Here is a 17,110-nt window from a genome sequence, read left to right on the forward strand (position 1 = left end):
GTGACCCCAGTTCAACGCCATAATGGAGAGGATAGTACCATCTTAGCTAAGCGCAAAGAGCTTTATAAACAAGCGAGAGCAGCCAACCCACAGCGGTGGTCAAACGAATCTAGAAACTGGGATGAAGTTGGTGAAGTTAAGCTAAATCCTGAAAGGCAGAAAGAAGCTGCTTAAAAAATTAAAGGCGACAACTACCTTGAAAAACGCCGTCAATCAGTGGCTATTGTCGAGGAGTTATCATGCATCGAAATAGTAATGTGAGCGTTTACTATCACAAAACCGTGGTCTACGGAATTGTTGGTATCATGCTGATTCCAATCGTCGCTACTTTGGTTTACTCGTTGTCGTCAAGTTGGGGGGCGACCATATTGCCAGATGGATTTACCTTAAATTGGTATGTTCAGCTACTAACGGATTCTCGCTTTCTCGCCGCCTTTGGGCGTTCATTGCTGGTGTGCTTCGCGGCGCTTGCACTTAGCGTGGTATTAATTCTTCCAGCGATCTTTGTGGTGTTTTATTACTTTCCGAAGCTCGACAAGCTAATGAATGTACTGATTTTGCTGCCATTTGCGGTACCTCCTGTGGTGTCATCGGTAGGTTTGCTTCAAATCTACGCCGATAGCGCCATTCCTTTGGTTGGGACGCCTTGGATTCTTGTCGGAACCTATTTCACCATCGCGCTGCCTTTTATGTATCGAGCAATCTCCAACAGCTTTGAGGCCATTAACCTCAACGATTTGATGGACGCGGCGCACCTGCTTGGAGCGAGCACTACAAAAGCATTTCTCTTGATCATCGTTCCGAATTTGAAGAAAGGATTGCTGGCGTCGTTATTTCTATCGTTCTCGTTTTTACTCGGTGAATTTGTGTTCGCCAATATTCTGGTGGGAACTCGCTACGAAACACTACAAATCTATCTTTACAACATGCGTCAAACCAGTGGTCACTTCACCTCGGCATTAGTGATCACTTACTTTTTCTTTATCTTCCTACTGACGTGGCTTGCCAGCCGTTTTAGCAGTAATCAACAGAAGGGCAAATCATGAGTTACGTATCCGTCAATCAGCTTACCAAACGATTTGGCAGCAACACGGTATTTGAAGACATCGAATTTACCATCCAGAAAGGTGAGTTTATTACCTTACTTGGCCCCAGCGGTTGTGGTAAGTCGACATTGCTACGCAGTCTAGCAGGTCTGAATCCAGTTGAAGGTGGGCAGATCATTGTCGATGGAGTAGATATTACCCATACCGCACCTCAGCAGCGTGGTATCGGCATGGTGTTTCAGTCCTATGCTCTGTTTCCGAATATGACGGTGGCGGGCAATATCGCTTTTGGACTTAAGATGCAAAGTTTGGGTAAAGCCGAAATACAGCGTGAAGTTGCAAACGTCGTCGAGCTGGTGGAACTGCAGGGTAAAGAAAACCACTATCCACATCAGCTGTCTGGCGGTCAAAGACAGCGTGTGGCATTGGCTCGTGCTCTGGTCGTCAAACCAAGAATTCTCTTGTTGGATGAACCTCTGTCTGCGCTGGATGCCAAAATTCGTAAGAACCTTAGGCAACAAATCCGCTCCATTCAAAAAGAGCTTAATCTCACCACTATCTTTGTCACTCATGATCAAGAGGAAGCGATGATTATGTCAGACCGGATTTTCTTGATGAATAAGGGCGAGATTGTACAGCAAGGTGCACCCGAAGCCATCTATACCCATCCAGCCAATGAGTTCGTCGCAGGTTTTATGGGGCATTACAATTTGGTGGCAGCAGATAAAGCAAAATCGTTATTTGATATGGACGTGAACTCGAAAGTCGCGATTCGTCCGGAGTCTATTTATGTCAAAGAACAAGGACGCGAGTGCGCTAGCCATATCTCTGCGCCGCGAACGGGCGTGATTAAAAACCATCAGTTACTTGGTAATGTTATTCGCTATCAAGTCGACGTGGATGACTGTGAGTTGACGGTGGATCTTCTTAACCGCTCTTCGGAGCGGTTACTCGCAACAGGCAGCCAATTAGAACTGCTATTTAACCTTAACGAAATTCAACCTGTGAGAGCCGAAAATGTCTAAACCTCTATACGTATTCGACATGGATGAAACCTTGTTTGATGCTGACTGCGCCGTGCTGTGGAATGAGTTTTTGGTAGAGCAAGGCATTGCCATGCAACCTGACTTTCTTGAACAAGATAAACGGCTAATGGCGTTGTATGCGGACGGAAAGATGGATATGGAAGATTACCTTGAGTTCTCCATTGCACCTTTGACCCACGCTCCTACTGAAAGAGTACAGCAATGGGTAGAACAGTGCATCGATGAAAAAATCCTGTCCCGCCTGTTTCCACAAGCGCGGGCTTTGCTTGCAGATCTAAAGCGTGACGATATCCATACTATCATTATATCCGCCTCTGTCAGCTTTCTAGTTGAAGCGATCGCTAAGCGTCTTGGGATTAATGTGGCGATGGGTATTGATTTAGAACTCGAACAGAACAGTTTCACCGCCAAGATAAAAGGCATTGCGACCTATCGAGAGGGCAAAGTAGCAAAACTCGCACAATGGTTATCTGAGCAAGATAACAGCTATACCGAGATTCATTTTTATACCGACTCCATTAACGATCGACCTTTGTGCGAGTTTGCTGATTACGCTTATTTGGTCAATCCATGTCCAGCACTAAAAGCATTAGGTGAAAAGCAAGGATGGAAGCAACTCAAGTGGTCACTTTAGTGTCCCTGCCTTGATACTAGAAATCCGCCGCTGCTATCTAAGCCAATAGCAGCGGCATCATGGCGCTATTCTTAAGTGGCGATATTGTTTTTGCTAGAGCGTAAGTAGCGGTACAACAAACCAACAATCGCTCCCGCCATTAGGCACAAGCTGACTATCACCAACGATTTAGAAAGTAGTTCTTGGTAGTCATTAAGTCTTGGATGAATCATCAACCATTTACCAGAGAGCATAAGGATCAAGCACCAAATAACAGAACTGCTCATGCTGATAAATAGAGTTCGCATGAAATTCAGCTTCGATAATCCCATAAGCATCGGTGTCAGGACTCTCACAAATGGGATAAATCTGGAGATGAATAAAGATAAGAACCCATAGCGACTCAGCAAGCGTTTGGCCTTAGGGAGTGAGTCATTCGGTAACACGCGGTGCAAAAAAGGCACAAGCCGAGTTTGGTTTAAAACTCGTCCTTGAATATAGGCATTAATGCTTCCCAATGACGCGGCTAAACAGAGTGCTCCAGCTGCGGGATAAAACTCCAAAATTCCTACTCCAACTAATCCGCCGACAAACAGTACTAGACTGTCTCCCGGCAGTGGTAAGAAAACGAAGCTGGATTCAAGTAATAAAATAAACGCAAGCAACAAGAGAAAGCTATTGAGTGAGCTTACTTGAGCCAGAGTGTCGAAATCATGGTGCCAAATAGCAACGAATATTTCTTGCATGATAAAAAGCCTTATTGGTCAGTTAAGTACATCACTCAAACATCAAGATGATGTAAGCAAAGAACAAAATGAGGTGGGCCATGCCGTTTAAGGAGTTGGTTCTGCCACTACTAAAGCTGACGGCGGTCATCATAAGTGTGGTCGCGAGCAAGACCATTTCAGCGGGTGCCAAGCCCAGTTGAACAGGTTGCTGTATGACCTCAGATATCAGAAGGACAGCCGGTACGGTGAGTGCGATAGTTGCCAGTACGGAGCCAAAGAACAAGTTCATCGCGCGCTGCAGTTGATTGTTTAAAGCGGCTTTAACAGCCCCGACCGCTTCAGGCGCAAGAATCAAGATGGCTACTATCAAGCCTCCCAGTGCTGGTGGGGCGCCAAGTAAGCTAACAGTGCCATCGATAGGGATAGCCAAGCTTTTAGCTAGCAGAATCACCACGACTAAATAACCTATAAGTAACAGTGAATGGTAAAAGTTACTCTCGAGAGGACCGTGAAAATCGTGGTTATCTTGGTGGCCCTCATCCATAAAAAAATGGGTGTGGCTGCGTGTCTGAATAAACAGAAACACGCTATACAACACCACTGAAGCTAAAACTAGCGTGATAGTGAGTGCCTTAGACATTGCCCCTGATTCCGTGACGCTGGTGAAATTAGGTAACACCAAACACAGCAACGATAAAGGAATGATGGCGACGAGGTAAGATTTCAAACCATCAAGGTTGTACTTCTGTGTGTGGTATTTTAGCCCACCGATGAGTAACGTAATACCGACTAAACCATTGAGCACGGCCATCACAACTGCAAACATAGTATCTCTTGCCAAAACGGAATTGGTTTCTCCCGTCAACATGACAGAAGAAATCATCACTACTTCCAAGAGGATGACTGAGAGGGTCAGAATTAATGTTCCATAAGGGTCACCTAACTTGATGGCTAAAGCATCAGAATGACGAACCACGGCAAATATTGAAGCCATGACCACTGCGAACAGAGCCGTGGTAAGTACCATACCGATAGTTGAGCTCATTTGAGCCTGCAAGATACTGTCACCAGCAAATTTAAACAATACAACGGTAATGATGCCAAGTAGCAGTACGAATTCCTGCTTCAAGAACTGCGTCATGGCATTGCCTCCTCTTGCTTCGGTGTTGCCACTCTGTAGTGTTCAGGTCGGACACCCATCATTTGAGGTAAGGTGACTCCAAGTGAAATTGACGACCATGTCCCACAGGCAATACCCACACACAATGCAATCGCGAAGCCTTCTAACGCAGGTCCTCCTAGCAACCACAAACTAGAAACGGTTACCAATGTGGTGCCTGAGGTAATAAGAGTTCTCGAGAAAGTGGCACGTACCGAGTTATTGATAAGTGTATCTGCTGACTCGTTTGGCTTTGCTTTGAATAGCTCGCGGGCTCTGTCAGCGATAATGATGGAGTCATTCAAAGAGTAACCAAGCACTGCAAGTACAGCGGCGAGTATGGTGAGATTGAACTCCATCTGGGTGATGGCAAACAGACCGAGTACGATAACAATGTCGTGAACCAGCGCCACTAATGCGCCTAGAGCGAGCCGCCATTCAAAGCGGTAGCTTAGATAAAGCATGGTCAACACAAAACAAGCTAGTATTGCCACGCCACCTTGTTCAACCATATCTTGGCCTACTTGAGGGCCTACCATGCTGCTGTTTAGGATCTCTACGGATGTGCTGATGGACTCTAATGCTGGAGTTAAGGACAACACCACATCATCGAGTTGGTTATAGCGTAAGATCCAACGGCCGGGCTCTGTCGAGCTAACCACTTGGACATCTTGCATCAAGGCGTTATCAAGTGACGCTTTTAGCTCCGTTGCGACAATCGATGCGTCTAAGCGTACTTCAGCCACGAGACCGCCAGTAAAATCCAACCCCCAGTTAAAACCTTTAAAACTGATAAAAGCGACGGCTAAAGCAAAAAGCAGCGCAGAAATCGCCGACATGCTAAAGCGAACTCGGCTAAGAGAATGTTGTGAAAGAGTCATATCTAAATCCTCACTTCTCGGCGCTGATCACGCCCCCAAACAAGATTGATGATGGCGCGCGATAAGAACACGCCGGTAAACATACTGGTTAATAGACCAAGCCCTAGTGTGATGGCAAAGCCCTGAACGGGACCATTACCAATGGCATACAGTGCAATGGCGACAATCATGGTGGTGAGGTTGGCGTCGAAAATAGAACGAAAGGCACTGCTAAACCCTTTTTCAATGCTCTGAGCTAGCGTTCGCCCTTCGCGCATTTTGTCTTTGATGCGTTCAAAAATGAGTACATTGGCATCCACTGCCATACCGACGGTCAGCACCATACCTGCAATACCAGGTAAGGTAAGTACAGCTCCGGGAAGCAGCGCAATTAACCCAAATAAGCTCATCATGTTGGCGAGCAAGGCAACATTTGCGACCCAGCCTAAGCGTCGATACCAAAGTGCAATGAAAGTTAGTGTTAGGCCTAATCCTAGCGCTAACGCAGCAAAGCCATTTTTGACGTTTTCAGCACCCAGTGAAGGACCGATGGTTCGTTCCTCAATAATGGTAACTGGGGCTGTGAGTGAACCAGCCCTTAGTAAAAGTGCTAGCTCTTGTGCGTCTTGCATGCTGCCAACACCGGTAATACGAAAACGGCTACCCAACTGTGACTGAATGGTGGCAATACTGATCACCTTACTGAGCTGTTCGCTATTGCCCGCAGCATTGCGGCTGTACTCGCTGTAGACCGTCGCCATCGGGTTACCAATATTGCTTCGGGTAAACTGAGACATTTTTCGGCCACCCGATGTATCGAGCGAAATGTTAACTTCAGCGGTTCCCATATCACCGACACCCGCGCGCGCATCGATAATATGCTCTCCGCCAAGAATGGCGCGGCGCTCCAAATTAACTGGGATTCCGTCATTGTCTGGTAGAACTTGGGTGCGGTTTCCTCGACCATCTGTGACTGCATGAAAGGCTAACGAAGCTGTTGCACCGATAACGTCTTTAGCCGCTGCAGGATCCTGAACTCCGGGTAATTCTATGCGAATGCGATTCTCGCCTTGTCGTTGTACCGAGGCTTCGGTAATGCCAAGCTCGGCAATACGCTCTCGCATGATCTGCAAGTTTTGCTGAACCGTCAGGTTGCGCAGAGTGCTTTTCTCTTCATCTGTCAATGAGAGGCGAATCGTGTTGTCTTGGATTGACGTGTGCCAGTTAGGAAACTGCTGACGTAAAAAGGCTCGTGCTTCTGCGGTAGAAGTTCCACCAAACAAATTGAGCTGAACGCTATCGCCCGTGATTCGACCTCGGCTAGTTCGAAACTCCGAAGAGAACTCATCGATAACCATTTGTCGGTGTGCTTGATAGACGGGCTCCATATCGACTTCCAATAAAAATTGGACGCCGCCTCTCAAATCAAGGCCCAGAGCGATAGGCGAAAAACCTGATTTTAGTAACCATTGAGGCGCTGCTGGCTCCATCGCTAGTGCGACGGTTGTGGATTCATCTAAGTGCTGTTTTAGCAGTGTTTGCGCTGCAGCTTGTTGTTTGGGGCTATTTAGAATCACGATGGTTTTATCACCATCTTGTTCAATGCTAGTGGGGGTGATGTTGGCATGTTCAAGGTATTGAGCGATTTGACTCGCATCAGAAATTTGCCCTCGATGGTTAATATGAAGGGCGGCATTTTCACCATACAAAGAAGGTAGAGCACTTAACAGCATGACGAGCAAGCTGAATATAAGTACCACGTACTTCCACTTGGCGTAGCGGTTGATTGGTTGACGTGATGGTTTTTTCACAATGAAACTCTCTAAAACGGATCAAAATGAGCGCCTGGTCATCATGAAAGAGACGAAAGCCGTAACCAAATCAGTCTGTGAAGACATTTATTTCAGTCATCAGCAAGTCGCTGCTCTCAATGTGCTGCGCGTGTTGAAGCGTTCAGGTAGTCCTGAACTTGGTCTTGAGAGTTAGTTTGAGTGAGGCTGTCTGTGAGCGTACAAGGTGTTGGCTTCTTTCCAGCCTGCCACTCTTGAGGGAGCACTTTGTGTGCGGCTCGTCCAATGACGTTGCGGTGGAATAAGTGAAGTGCTTCTTGTGGCGAGCGCCAGCAAGGGAGGTGCTAAGAAGGCAATTAATAGGTGGTAATCAGGCGTTGCTTTTTGGTCGGCATCCCAACTGTCACTAATGACACGTCTGGATGAAGAAAGAAACAGTGGACCCATGTAATCATTAAGAATCGACCCACTATCATCTGCTGGGGCATTAAAATCTTCAGATGGCGTCGTTGAAAGGTCGACAGTGATAACAGTATTAGCGAGATTGGAAGTATTGGGCGCGAGATACTCGTCCGCGCCTACAGTATGTGTGCAAACTGTAATCATAAGCGCTAGGAATAGACGATACCAACGTTTAACCAATGAATAACCTTTACGTGTAAGCGATGACTTTCTGGTTCGCGGGCAGTATACCGGATGCTGGTCATAAAATGGGCGAATAGAAAAGGTAAAAGTGTTAGCAATTGTATCTATTACTGAAGGGAGCTTTTGGTAGGCTGTTGATTAGTATATTGCCGCAGCGCGATCGGACTGTTGTTTACGCTGCGGCAAATTAATTAAGCCATACTAACGTTGTTAAAAACGCTCTGTTCGAGTTTGTTGAGACGTTGATACAGATGCACTGTTTCGTGAGCACTTTCTATTGCTTGTATGGTGGTCATCAAATGGTCTTGAGCATGAACCATCACTAGTGTGACCGGGATTTTACCTTCACCTTCATCGGCGCCTATTAATTCCGTTTGAACTAAATGAGCTTGACGAATTGCTTCATCTGCTTGATCTAGGTAGCTTTGTGCTTGTTCAAACTGTCCGTTACGGGCACTTTTAATAGATTCCATGGATAGACTTCTCGCTTCACCTGCATTGCAGATTAAGCCCATGATGGTGATCTCAAGATCCATATTTGATACCCCTAATTAAGCTGTTTCACTGAGTGCTTCAATGGCTGTTGCCAGAACTTTCTCACCGCGCATTGCACCGTAATCCATAGGATTGATCGCTAGGACTTTCTTGCCTTGCTCTGCCGCCAAGGCTGCAAATTCTTGTTGGCGGAATTTCACTTGTGGACCAAGTAAGAACACATCCCAGTCGGCTAGCTTAGTTTCGAATTCAGCAATTGGCACAGCCAATATTTCAGCGTCAATAGATTGGTTTTTAGCAGCTTCTTCCATTTTTTTTACTAGGATAGAGGTCGACATTCCCGCCGAACATAGCAATAGAATTTTCATCGTTGTTTCTCCTGTTATTGACACTTATTTGTGTTTTTTGTTATCCCTAGTGTTACGGGTAACTATTTATTCGGCAATACGTGATCTGTCAAAAGTGTTATCTAGCTCAAATTTGATGAGTAATTAGGCTTTTTTTCGTGCTCAAGCTAACAATTATCCGGATTTTTCTTTGTTTTCTAGTTTTGTTACCCGTAATGTTACCCGTAACAAATATGAACGACACGAATGGAAGGGGATACCTCGTGCTTAATAATGCGTTTACAGAAAAGCTCAATTACTGGGCAGGCTGGTTTACCAGCTTGAAATACGTGATGGCTATCAAACAAGCGTTTGTCATGCTGATGCCAGTCATTATCGTTGGTGCGTTTGGCGTACTGATTTCTAACATGGTTATGGGTACTCAGTCAGGTCTTGCTGCTTTTGAAACCTTTGCCTTTTTGGCTGAATACCGTCCAATCATGGGTCAAATAAACTATGCGACACTGAACTTCTTGACCATCGGGGCCATCTTTATGATTGGTCTTGAGCTTGGCAAGCTTAATGGTCAAGTTAACGCTTACTCGGGTTTGCTTGCGGTTATCTGTTTCGTAGCGGTCATTCCAACTACCTATGAAGTGGTTGTAGCAGGTGAAGCGTTTGAAGTGAGTAATGTTATTGCTCGCCAATATACCGACACTAAAGGCTTATTCTTGGGTATGTTTATCGCAATCCTATCGGTTGAGGTATACAGCAAGCTTTTGAAAGTTAACGCTTTACAAATCAAGATGCCTGATTCTGTGCCGCCAAATGTGGCGAACTCGTTCTCGGCATTGCTGCCATCGATCATTACCGTTACTGCGATTGCTACGTTTGGTTTCGCATTCTACGAGATTTCGGGAATGACGCTTTATGATGCAACGTACGCAGCGATTCAACGTCCGCTTGAAGGGGCTATCCAAAGTCTACCTGGTGTGCTTTTACTGATGTTCCTAGCTCAGGTTTTCTGGGTAGTGGGTATTCACGGAAACCAAATGATCAAGCCACTACGTGAGCCGCTGCTGCTTGGTGCGATTGCCGCAAATATGACAGCTTATGAAAACGGGGAAGAAATTCCGAACATCATTACGATGCCTTTCTGGGACATCTACATGAGTATCGGCGGTTCAGGTGTCACGATTGGTCTACTTGTTGCAGTCTTCTTAGTATGTAAGAAACGTAAAGATATGCGCGAGATTGCCAAGCTTTCTGTCGGTCCAGGTGCATTCAACATCAACGAGCCAGTGGTGTTTGGTATGCCTATCATGCTCAACCCGATTCTAGCGATTCCATTCATTATTACACCGCTAATTACCGGGATGATTGGTTACTACGCAACGGCGATTGGTTTTGCTGGTAAGGCTGTGGTGATGATTCCTTGGACCTGTCCACCGATTCTGAGCTCATGGTTGGCGACAGGTGGTTCGCTTGGTGCAGTGGTGACTCAGATAGCTTGTATTGTTACCTCGATTCTCATCTACCTACCTTTTGTCAAAGTGTGTGAGAACCAGTTCAAAGAGCAGCTCGATAATCTAGAAAGCGAGCAAAAATCGGAAGCGAAAGAAGCGGTAGCTTAAGGACGCATAATGACTCAATACGCTATGAAGTTTCCTGAAGGTTTTATTCTTGGTGCAGCAGCGTCTGCATGGCAAACCGAAGGTTGGAGTGGTAAGAAAGATAGCCAAGATTCTTATATTGATGCTTGGTACAAGAACGACCGAAAAGTCTGGCATAACGGCTATGGGCCAGCTGTCGCGACTGATTTCTACAACCGTTATGTTGAAGATATTGACCTCATGCAGGTGGTGGGTTTAACCCACTACCGCAGTTCCATCAACTGGTCTCGATTTATGCTTGATTATGAGCAAGGGATTGTCGATGAAGAGTATGCAGGCTACGTTGATAAGGTCATTGATACCATGCTTGCGAAAGGTATCGAGCCGATGTTCTGCTTGGAGCATTATGAGCTACCCGCTTATTTGCTCGAACATTACGGTGGCTGGAGTTCGCCTAAAGTGGTCGATATGTTTGTTCACTACGCGGAGGAAGTGTTCAAGCGTTACGCTCATAAGGTGAAGTACTGGTTTAGTTTCAATGAGCCTATCGTGGTGCAAACCCGAGTGTATCTTGATGCGATTCGATACCCATACGAGCAAGACACTAATAAGTGGATGGTGTGGAATCATGCCAAAAACTTAGCGACGGCGAAAATTGTTAAAGCCTACCGCGAGCACGGCTATGATGGAAAAATCGGTGTGGTGCTAAATCCTGAAGTGACCTATCCACGCTCTAGTGCGGTGCACGACAAGCGCGCGGCTGAAATCTACGATTTGTTCTACAATCGTGTGTTTTTGGACCCGGCTATCAAAGGAGAATATCCGGCGGAGTTGTTAACGTTATTGAGAGGCAATGGCATTGACTTCGCACCAACGGAAGAAGACCTTGCGATCATCAAACATAATACTGTGGACTTTATTGGAGCCAACCTCTATTACCCACACAGAGTGAAAGCGCCGGAAGCGGAATGGCCAACGCACGTGCCGTTTCATCCGAAAAAGTACTTTAGCGGCTTTGACTTACCGGGTAGAGAAATGAACTTCTCACGAGGTTGGGAGATCGATCCGGCTATTGTTTATGATATGGCAATGCGCATTAAAAATGAGTACGGCAATATCGAGTGGATCTTGAGTGAAAACGGTATGGGCATTGAAAATGAAGCTGAGTTCAAAGATGAAGAAGGCCAGATTCAAGATGACTACCGTATTGATTTTATCTCAAGGCACTTGTTCCATTTGCTAAGAGCGATAGAAGACGGCGCAAACTGTAGAGGCTACATGCTTTGGGCGTTCACGGACAATGTCTCACCTATGAATGCTTTCAAGAACCGCTATGGCTTGGTAGAGATTGATCTCGAAGACAATCGCAACCGTCGGGTGAAAAAATCCGGCCAATGGTATAAAACCTTGTCTGAGACTCGATGTCTAGATATCGATCTGGATGATGAGTACCGCTAAACCCTAATATCGGCGAGTTTACATACTCGCCGTTCTTTTCTCCCAATTTTGTTTGCCCTGCCTAATATTACTAGCTATCTATTTGAATCTGATATAAAAATCGTTATTCTTCAACCTTCCCTACCTAGAGATTTGGATAACCGTTAGTTCATTAACAGCAAAAATGTTACAGTAACATTCACTACTACTTGAGAATTCGTTGAATGACTATGGAAGCAAAACGTTCACGCCCAACTTTGCAAGATATTGCTGATAGAGTGGGTATCACTAAAATGACGGTAAGTCGCTACATGCGCAATCCAGATTCGGTCGCCCAAGCGACTCGCGATAAAATCGCTCAAGTGGTTGAAGAACTTGGCTATATTCATAATCGAACGCCTGCAATGCTGTCAAAGTCATCAAGTAAAGCGATTGGTATACTGTTGCCTTCATTGTCTAACCAAGTATTTTCTAGCTTCGCGCAAGGTGTTGAGAATGTGACTAACCTCAATGGTTACGATACCTTGATCGCTCACTACAGCTACGATCGTGATGTGGAAGAAAAGAAAATCGAATCTTTTCTTTCTTATCAAGTAGATGGTCTAATTTTGACGGACACCAATCATACCGAGCGCACGCTGCAAATGATAAAAACCGCAGGTATTCCTGTGGTAGAAGCCATGGATTTACCGGTTAATCCTATTGATATGGCGGTCGGTTTGGACCATATGCAGGCGGCTTATGACGTGGTGACGCAAATGATAGCTAAAGGCAAGCGTAACATTGCTTATTTTGGTGCTCGCCTAGATACCCGAACTCAGCTACGTATGCACGGCTATGATAAAGCGGTCACTGAGGCAGGGCTGGAACCTCTGCACGTATTAACCAAAGAGCACTCTAGTTTTGCTTTGGGTAGTACTTTGCTCGACAAAGCTCTGCTGATTCAACCAGAGCTTGATGGCGTATTCTGCACCAACGATGATATTGCGATTGGTACTATTATGGCGTGTCGTGCTAAGCAACAACGAGTTCCTGAGGACATCAGCGTCGTTGGTTTTAACGCTCTGGATATGGGTAAAGTGATTAGCCCAACCTTGGCAAGTATTGATACACCACGATTTGAGATTGGGAAAAAGAGCGCCGAGTTATTGCTATCGGCGCTATCAGGAGCCCCAAGCGAGCAAAAAGTTTTTGATATGGGCTTTACGATTATTGAGGGAGAGAGTCTCTAACTCAAGATCTCGCCTTAATGAAAACTCGGGGGTAGGCTCGCGGGGTCAACATGGTTTAGTCGACAAAGAGGAAACTCGCTCCTCGGTCTGCTGCTGAGACGTTCTGGCGACAAGTTGCAAACAGATCTCTGCCCCAAGTCTGTTGATAGATTTCGGCATCATGAGCCTCTAGAGGGCGACTCTCGATACCTTCGAACACTTTGAGTTCTCCACGGTGGCAATCTAATCGAACCCTATCGCCATCTTGTATACGTGCAATGTTCCCGCCTCTCAGGGCTTCTGGCGATACATGAATCGCTGCGGGGATTTTCCCTGACGCGCCAGACAGCCGACCATCGGTCACCAAGGCGACGTTAAAACCTTTATTTTGGATATTGCCAAGCAATGGCATCAATTTATGCAGCTCAGGCATGCCGTTAGCTGCTGGGCCATTAAAACGCACGACGACCACGCAGTCGCACTCGAGTTCGCCTCGCTGATAGGCTGCTTCCACTTGACTCTGATCGTTAAATACTTTGGCTGGTGCTTCGATAATCTGGTGCTCTGGTTTTACCGCCGACACTTTAACGATAGCTTGCCCTAAGTTACCTGATACTTGCTTTAACCCGCCCGTTTTTTGGTAATACTGCTTGTCATTAGCGATGACCTCAGGGTTTTTCGTCCCATTAGAGCGTAACCAAGTGAGGACCTGATCATCAGATTGAGTGTCTAATTGTGGGTAGCAAAGTTGATCTTCAAAACGGCCAAATGCCGTCACGGTATCGCGATGCAGTAACCCTTGCTGGTTGAGCCTGGTTAATAGAGCAGGGACACCGCCCGCTGCATGAAATGCATTGATATCACTGGTGCCATTCGGGTAAATATTGACGACCAGAGGTACGATGTCGGAAAGATCGTTGATGTCTTGCCAAGTTAGTAGCAAGCCTGCAGCTCGGGCGACGGCAATCATATGAATGCTGTGATTCGTGCTACCACCAGAAGCGAGTAGGGCTACCACACCGTTAATCAAGTTTTTTGCTGAGACTACGTCACACAATGGGCGATAGCTTGCAGAGCCTGCAATACTACTGGCGATTCTCTTCGCTGCGTCTTGTGTTAAGGCTGTACGAAGAGGGGAATCTGGTGGTACAAACGCGCTACCGGGTAGCATTAACCCCATGGCTTCAAACACTAATTGATTGGTATTGGCGGTACCAAAGAAGGTACAGGTACCACTGCTGTGGTAAGCACGACATTCCATCTCTAGCAGCGAATCTTTCCCAAGCTCTCCAGCGGCGTGTTGTTGGCGAATCGTCACCTTCTCTTCATTAGAGATTCCCGTTGCCATTGGACCTGCGGGAATAAACGCAGTGGGAAGATGACCATACGCCAGCGCGCCCATTAATTGACCGGGCGCTATCTTGTCGCAAATACCAAGCAGCAAGTTACCATCAAACATATTGTGACTGAGTGAGAAGGCGGTGCTTTGGGCGATAAGATCGCGTGAAAACAGCGACATATCCATACCCGGCTGTCCTTGTGTGACACCGTCGCACATGGCGGGAACACAGCCCGCGACTTGCGCGGTATGGCCTAACGGACTTAACGCTTGTTGGATGAATTCCGGATAACCTTCATAGGGCTTATGAGCGCTCAACATGTCGTTGTATGACGAGATGATAGCCAAGTTGGCGCTGGTGTTGTTGAGCAAGGAGTGTTTGTCCGCATCGCACGCCGCAGCTACGCCGTGTGCAAGGTTGCCGCACGAGAGTTGCGAGCGCCCTTTGCCTGCTTGTTTTTGCTGCGCAATATTCGCTAAATATTGTTGTCTTAATAGGGCACTGCGCTGCTCGATACGCTGCGTAACCGCCAGTAAGGTTGTATGAGTCATGATACAACCTCAAGCGTGGCATTAGATAATTGGCTGCGGAGATCACGAACAGCGGCGTGAATCACGCGTTCTAGTGGCATGTCGATAGGTATGGTCACGACATCCAATTCACAATCAGGGCGTTCTAGAGCTTCAAACTGACTTCGCAGGAGGGAGCCTTTCATAAAATGACCACCGCGCTGGTCAACTCGTTGTCGAATAAGCTCAAACTCACCATCTAAGAACACGAATATCAGATTATTGTTACCAAGGCGTAATGTGTCACGATAACGCTTTTTCAGCGCGGAACAGACAATCACGCCATGTTCATTTTTGCGACCCAAACTGTATGCAGCATCATTGATGCGCTGTAGCCATGGAGCTCGGTCATCATCGCTTAGCGGTATACCCGCCGCCATCTTGTCGATATTGCTTCTCGGGTGAAGATCATCGCCATCGATAAACTTTGCGCCTAATACATCGGCAATCCCTTTGCCCACTGTGCTCTTACCTGAGCCAGAAACTCCCATCACAATAATGCACTTCCCCAAGTTCCCTCCTCACGAATCAAAATTTGATCCAATCCGCACAATTCAATTAATTCACAAACTGGATTTCATATTATCGATGTTACTGGTAACATGATACCGGTAACTTTTAATGTTGTGAACAAGAGCACATCCAGTTAAAAAACTTAATTACAGCCGAAATGAGGCTGGCATAGTGTTGATAACATGCTAGCTCATCGGTTCACGATGTACGATTTGAGGGGTAACAATGTCGGTATTTCCAGAGAACTTTTTATGGGGCGGAGCTATCGCTGCTAACCAAGCTGAGGGTGGGTACTTAGAGGGCGGTAAAGGCCTAACGACGGTCGATATGATTCCGTACGGTGACAATCGTATGCCAATTAAGCTGGGTTTACGCGAGCAAGTAGCGCTCGATGAATCGGAGTTTTATCCCAGTCATGGGGCTATCGATTTCTATCACCGCTATAAAGAAGACGTCGCACTATTAGCGGAAATGGGCTTCAAAGTGTTCCGGACTTCCATTGCGTGGGCAAGAATCTTCCCTAAAGGCGATGAGCTAGAACCTAATCAAGAAGGGATTGCTTACTACCAAGATCTGTTCCGTGAATGTCAGAAGCATGGTATTGAACCTCTTGTTACCTTATGCCATTTCGACGTGCCAATGCACTTGGTGAACACCTATGGTTCGTGGCGCAGTCGTGAAATGATTGGTTTTTTTGAGCGTTATGCTCGCACTTGTTTTGAAGCCTTTGATGGTTTGGTTAAGTATTGGCTCACATTTAATGAAATCAACATCTTGCTAGCAAGTCCATTCTCTGGTGCTGGCCTGCTATTTAAAGAAGGTGAGAACAAAGAGCAGGTGAAATATCAAGCGGCGCACCATGAGCTTGTGGCAAGTGCTCTAGTGACCAAAATCGCCCATGAGATTAATCCTGCTAACCAAGTGGGTTGCATGTTAGCGGGTGGCAACTTCTATCCGTACTCCTGCAAACCTGAAGATGTCAAAATAGCGCTTGATAAAGATCGAGAGAATCTATTCTTTATTGATGTCCAAGCCAGAGGCTATTACCCATCTTATGCTCAAAGAACGTTCCGCGACAAAGGTGTAGAACTCGAGATTCATGACGGCGACTTGGAGATTCTAAAGCACACTGTGGACTTTATTTCTTTTAGTTACTACGCCTCTCGTTGCGCTTCCGCTGATATGAATAAAGGCAACACCAGTGAAGCCAATGTCGTGAAGTCGGTTCGCAATCCACACCTTGAAGCCAGCGATTGGGGCTGGGTTATCGACCCTCTCGGCCTGCGTATCGCCATGAATACCCTTTATGACCGTTACCAGAAGCCGTTGTTTTTAGTAGAAAATGGCCTTGGAGCCAAAGATGTGGTGGAAGCAAACGGTGAGATTAACGATGACTATCGCATCGACTATCTGCGCGCTCATATCAAAGCGATGGGAGAAGCCATTGAAGATGGTGTGCCTTTGATGGGCTATACGCCTTGGGGGTGCATTGATTTGGTCGCCGCATCCACTGGAGAAATGAGTAAACGCTATGGCTTTATCTACGTTGACCGTGACAACAAAGGTAATGGTACGTTGAACCGTTCTCGTAAGAAGTCGTTCTTCTGGTACAAAAAAGTGATTGAATCCAACGGTGAAGATTTGTCATAACCTCCGTTTCTCATTGGTGATTATGAAGGGGTGCCTCTGTGCATCCCTTTTTTGTGTTTTAAAACTGAG

The 17,110-nt window shown here is 46.3% G+C and carries 17 protein-coding genes; 8 read left to right on the forward strand and 9 right to left on the reverse strand.

Annotation, left to right across the window (positions count from 1 at the left end):
* Positions 1-239 precede the first annotated feature (239 nt).
* The 3 genes from VTH8203_RS12890 to VTH8203_RS12900 are packed head-to-tail and all read left to right on the forward strand — an operon-like array spanning position 240 to position 2,726.
* Positions 240-1,046, forward strand: a complete 807-nt coding sequence (locus tag VTH8203_RS12890) for an ABC transporter permease (RefSeq protein WP_096994040.1) — start codon at positions 240-242, stop codon at positions 1,044-1,046.
* Complete coding sequence (locus VTH8203_RS12895; RefSeq protein WP_096994041.1) at positions 1,043-2,071, forward strand: ABC transporter ATP-binding protein; 1,029 nt, start codon at positions 1,043-1,045, stop codon at positions 2,069-2,071. The genes VTH8203_RS12890 and VTH8203_RS12895 overlap by 4 nt, the downstream gene beginning before the upstream one ends.
* The gene (locus VTH8203_RS12900) at positions 2,064-2,726 is read left to right on the forward strand and encodes an HAD family hydrolase (protein ID WP_096994042.1); all 663 of its coding nucleotides are present in this window, start codon (positions 2,064-2,066) and stop codon (positions 2,724-2,726) included. Before VTH8203_RS12895 ends, VTH8203_RS12900 begins: the two co-directional genes overlap by 8 nt.
* A 71-nt stretch (positions 2,727-2,797) precedes the next feature.
* On the opposite strand, the gene VTH8203_RS12905 is transcribed toward VTH8203_RS12900, so the two are convergent.
* Genes VTH8203_RS12905 through secD form a run of 4 tightly spaced genes read right to left on the reverse strand, consistent with a single transcriptional unit; the run spans position 2,798 to position 7,266 of the window.
* The gene (locus VTH8203_RS12905) at positions 2,798-3,451 is read right to left on the reverse strand and encodes a DedA family protein (RefSeq protein ID WP_096994043.1); all 654 of its coding nucleotides are present in this window, start codon (positions 3,449-3,451) and stop codon (positions 2,798-2,800) included.
* Between the two features lie 31 nt (positions 3,452-3,482).
* Positions 3,483-4,574 carry a calcium:cation antiporter gene (locus tag VTH8203_RS12910; protein WP_096994044.1) on the reverse strand — a complete coding sequence of 364 codons (1,092 nt, stop codon included), beginning with the start codon at positions 4,572-4,574 and terminating at the stop codon, positions 3,483-3,485.
* The gene (secF, locus tag VTH8203_RS12915) at positions 4,571-5,473 is read right to left on the reverse strand and encodes a protein translocase subunit SecF (RefSeq protein WP_096994045.1); all 903 of its coding nucleotides are present in this window, start codon (positions 5,471-5,473) and stop codon (positions 4,571-4,573) included. Before secF ends, VTH8203_RS12910 begins: the two co-directional genes overlap by 4 nt.
* 2 nt (positions 5,474-5,475) lie before the next feature.
* A complete protein-coding gene (gene secD / locus VTH8203_RS12920; RefSeq protein WP_167385821.1) occupies positions 5,476-7,266 on the reverse strand; it encodes a protein translocase subunit SecD in 1,791 nt (596 codons plus the stop codon).
* Between secD and VTH8203_RS24560 the strand changes: the two genes are divergently transcribed.
* Positions 7,265-7,438 (forward strand): hypothetical protein, encoded by a 174-nt coding sequence (locus VTH8203_RS24560; protein WP_158296138.1) that lies wholly within the window; start codon positions 7,265-7,267, stop codon positions 7,436-7,438. The two genes, secD and VTH8203_RS24560, sit on opposite strands and share 2 nt — an antisense overlap.
* On the opposite strand, the gene VTH8203_RS12925 is transcribed toward VTH8203_RS24560, so the two are convergent.
* From VTH8203_RS12925 to VTH8203_RS12935, 3 genes are all read right to left on the reverse strand, one after another.
* Positions 7,435-7,884, reverse strand: a complete 450-nt coding sequence (locus VTH8203_RS12925) for a hypothetical protein (RefSeq protein WP_096994047.1) — start codon at positions 7,882-7,884, stop codon at positions 7,435-7,437. The two genes, VTH8203_RS24560 and VTH8203_RS12925, sit on opposite strands and share 4 nt — an antisense overlap.
* A 194-nt stretch (positions 7,885-8,078) precedes the next feature.
* Positions 8,079-8,423, reverse strand: coding sequence for a PTS lactose/cellobiose transporter subunit IIA (locus VTH8203_RS12930; protein ID WP_096994048.1), 345 nt, complete (start codon positions 8,421-8,423; stop codon positions 8,079-8,081).
* Positions 8,424-8,438: 15 nt separating this feature from the next.
* On the reverse strand, positions 8,439-8,750 hold the full coding sequence (locus tag VTH8203_RS12935) for a PTS sugar transporter subunit IIB (protein WP_038227649.1): 312 nt from the start codon (positions 8,748-8,750) through the stop codon (positions 8,439-8,441).
* A 242-nt stretch (positions 8,751-8,992) separates the two neighbouring features.
* Here VTH8203_RS12935 and VTH8203_RS12940 point away from each other — a divergent pair, with 242 nt between their 5' ends.
* The 3 genes from VTH8203_RS12940 to VTH8203_RS12950 all read left to right on the forward strand — a co-directional run bounded on the left by VTH8203_RS12940 (position 8,993) and on the right by VTH8203_RS12950 (position 12,990).
* Positions 8,993-10,342, forward strand: a complete 1,350-nt coding sequence (locus tag VTH8203_RS12940; RefSeq protein WP_096994049.1) for a PTS sugar transporter subunit IIC — start codon at positions 8,993-8,995, stop codon at positions 10,340-10,342.
* Positions 10,343-10,351: 9 nt separating this feature from the next.
* Positions 10,352-11,779 carry a glycoside hydrolase family 1 protein gene (locus tag VTH8203_RS12945; RefSeq protein WP_096994050.1) on the forward strand — a complete coding sequence of 476 codons (1,428 nt, stop codon included), beginning with the start codon at positions 10,352-10,354 and terminating at the stop codon, positions 11,777-11,779.
* A gap of 203 nt (positions 11,780-11,982) precedes the next feature.
* Positions 11,983-12,990, forward strand: coding sequence for a substrate-binding domain-containing protein (locus VTH8203_RS12950; RefSeq protein WP_096994051.1), 1,008 nt, complete (start codon positions 11,983-11,985; stop codon positions 12,988-12,990).
* 55 nt (positions 12,991-13,045) lie between these two features.
* Here the strand turns inward: VTH8203_RS12950 and edd are convergent, their stop codons facing one another.
* Together edd and VTH8203_RS12960 are read right to left on the reverse strand one after the other, a co-directional pair.
* Positions 13,046-14,860 carry a phosphogluconate dehydratase gene (gene edd, locus VTH8203_RS12955; RefSeq protein WP_096994052.1) on the reverse strand — a complete coding sequence of 605 codons (1,815 nt, stop codon included), beginning with the start codon at positions 14,858-14,860 and terminating at the stop codon, positions 13,046-13,048.
* Positions 14,857-15,369, reverse strand: a complete 513-nt coding sequence (locus VTH8203_RS12960; RefSeq protein ID WP_096994053.1) for a gluconokinase — start codon at positions 15,367-15,369, stop codon at positions 14,857-14,859. The genes edd and VTH8203_RS12960 overlap by 4 nt, the downstream gene beginning before the upstream one ends.
* 247 nt (positions 15,370-15,616) lie before the next feature.
* Between VTH8203_RS12960 and VTH8203_RS12965 the strand changes: the two genes are divergently transcribed.
* Entirely contained in the window at positions 15,617-17,041 is a 1,425-nt protein-coding gene (locus VTH8203_RS12965; RefSeq protein ID WP_096994054.1) for a 6-phospho-beta-glucosidase, read from the forward strand.
* Positions 17,042-17,110: the final 69 nt, after the last annotated feature.

The sequence above is a fragment of the Vibrio thalassae genome (assembly GCF_900089835.1).
Classification (GTDB): domain Bacteria; phylum Pseudomonadota; class Gammaproteobacteria; order Enterobacterales; family Vibrionaceae; genus Vibrio; species Vibrio thalassae.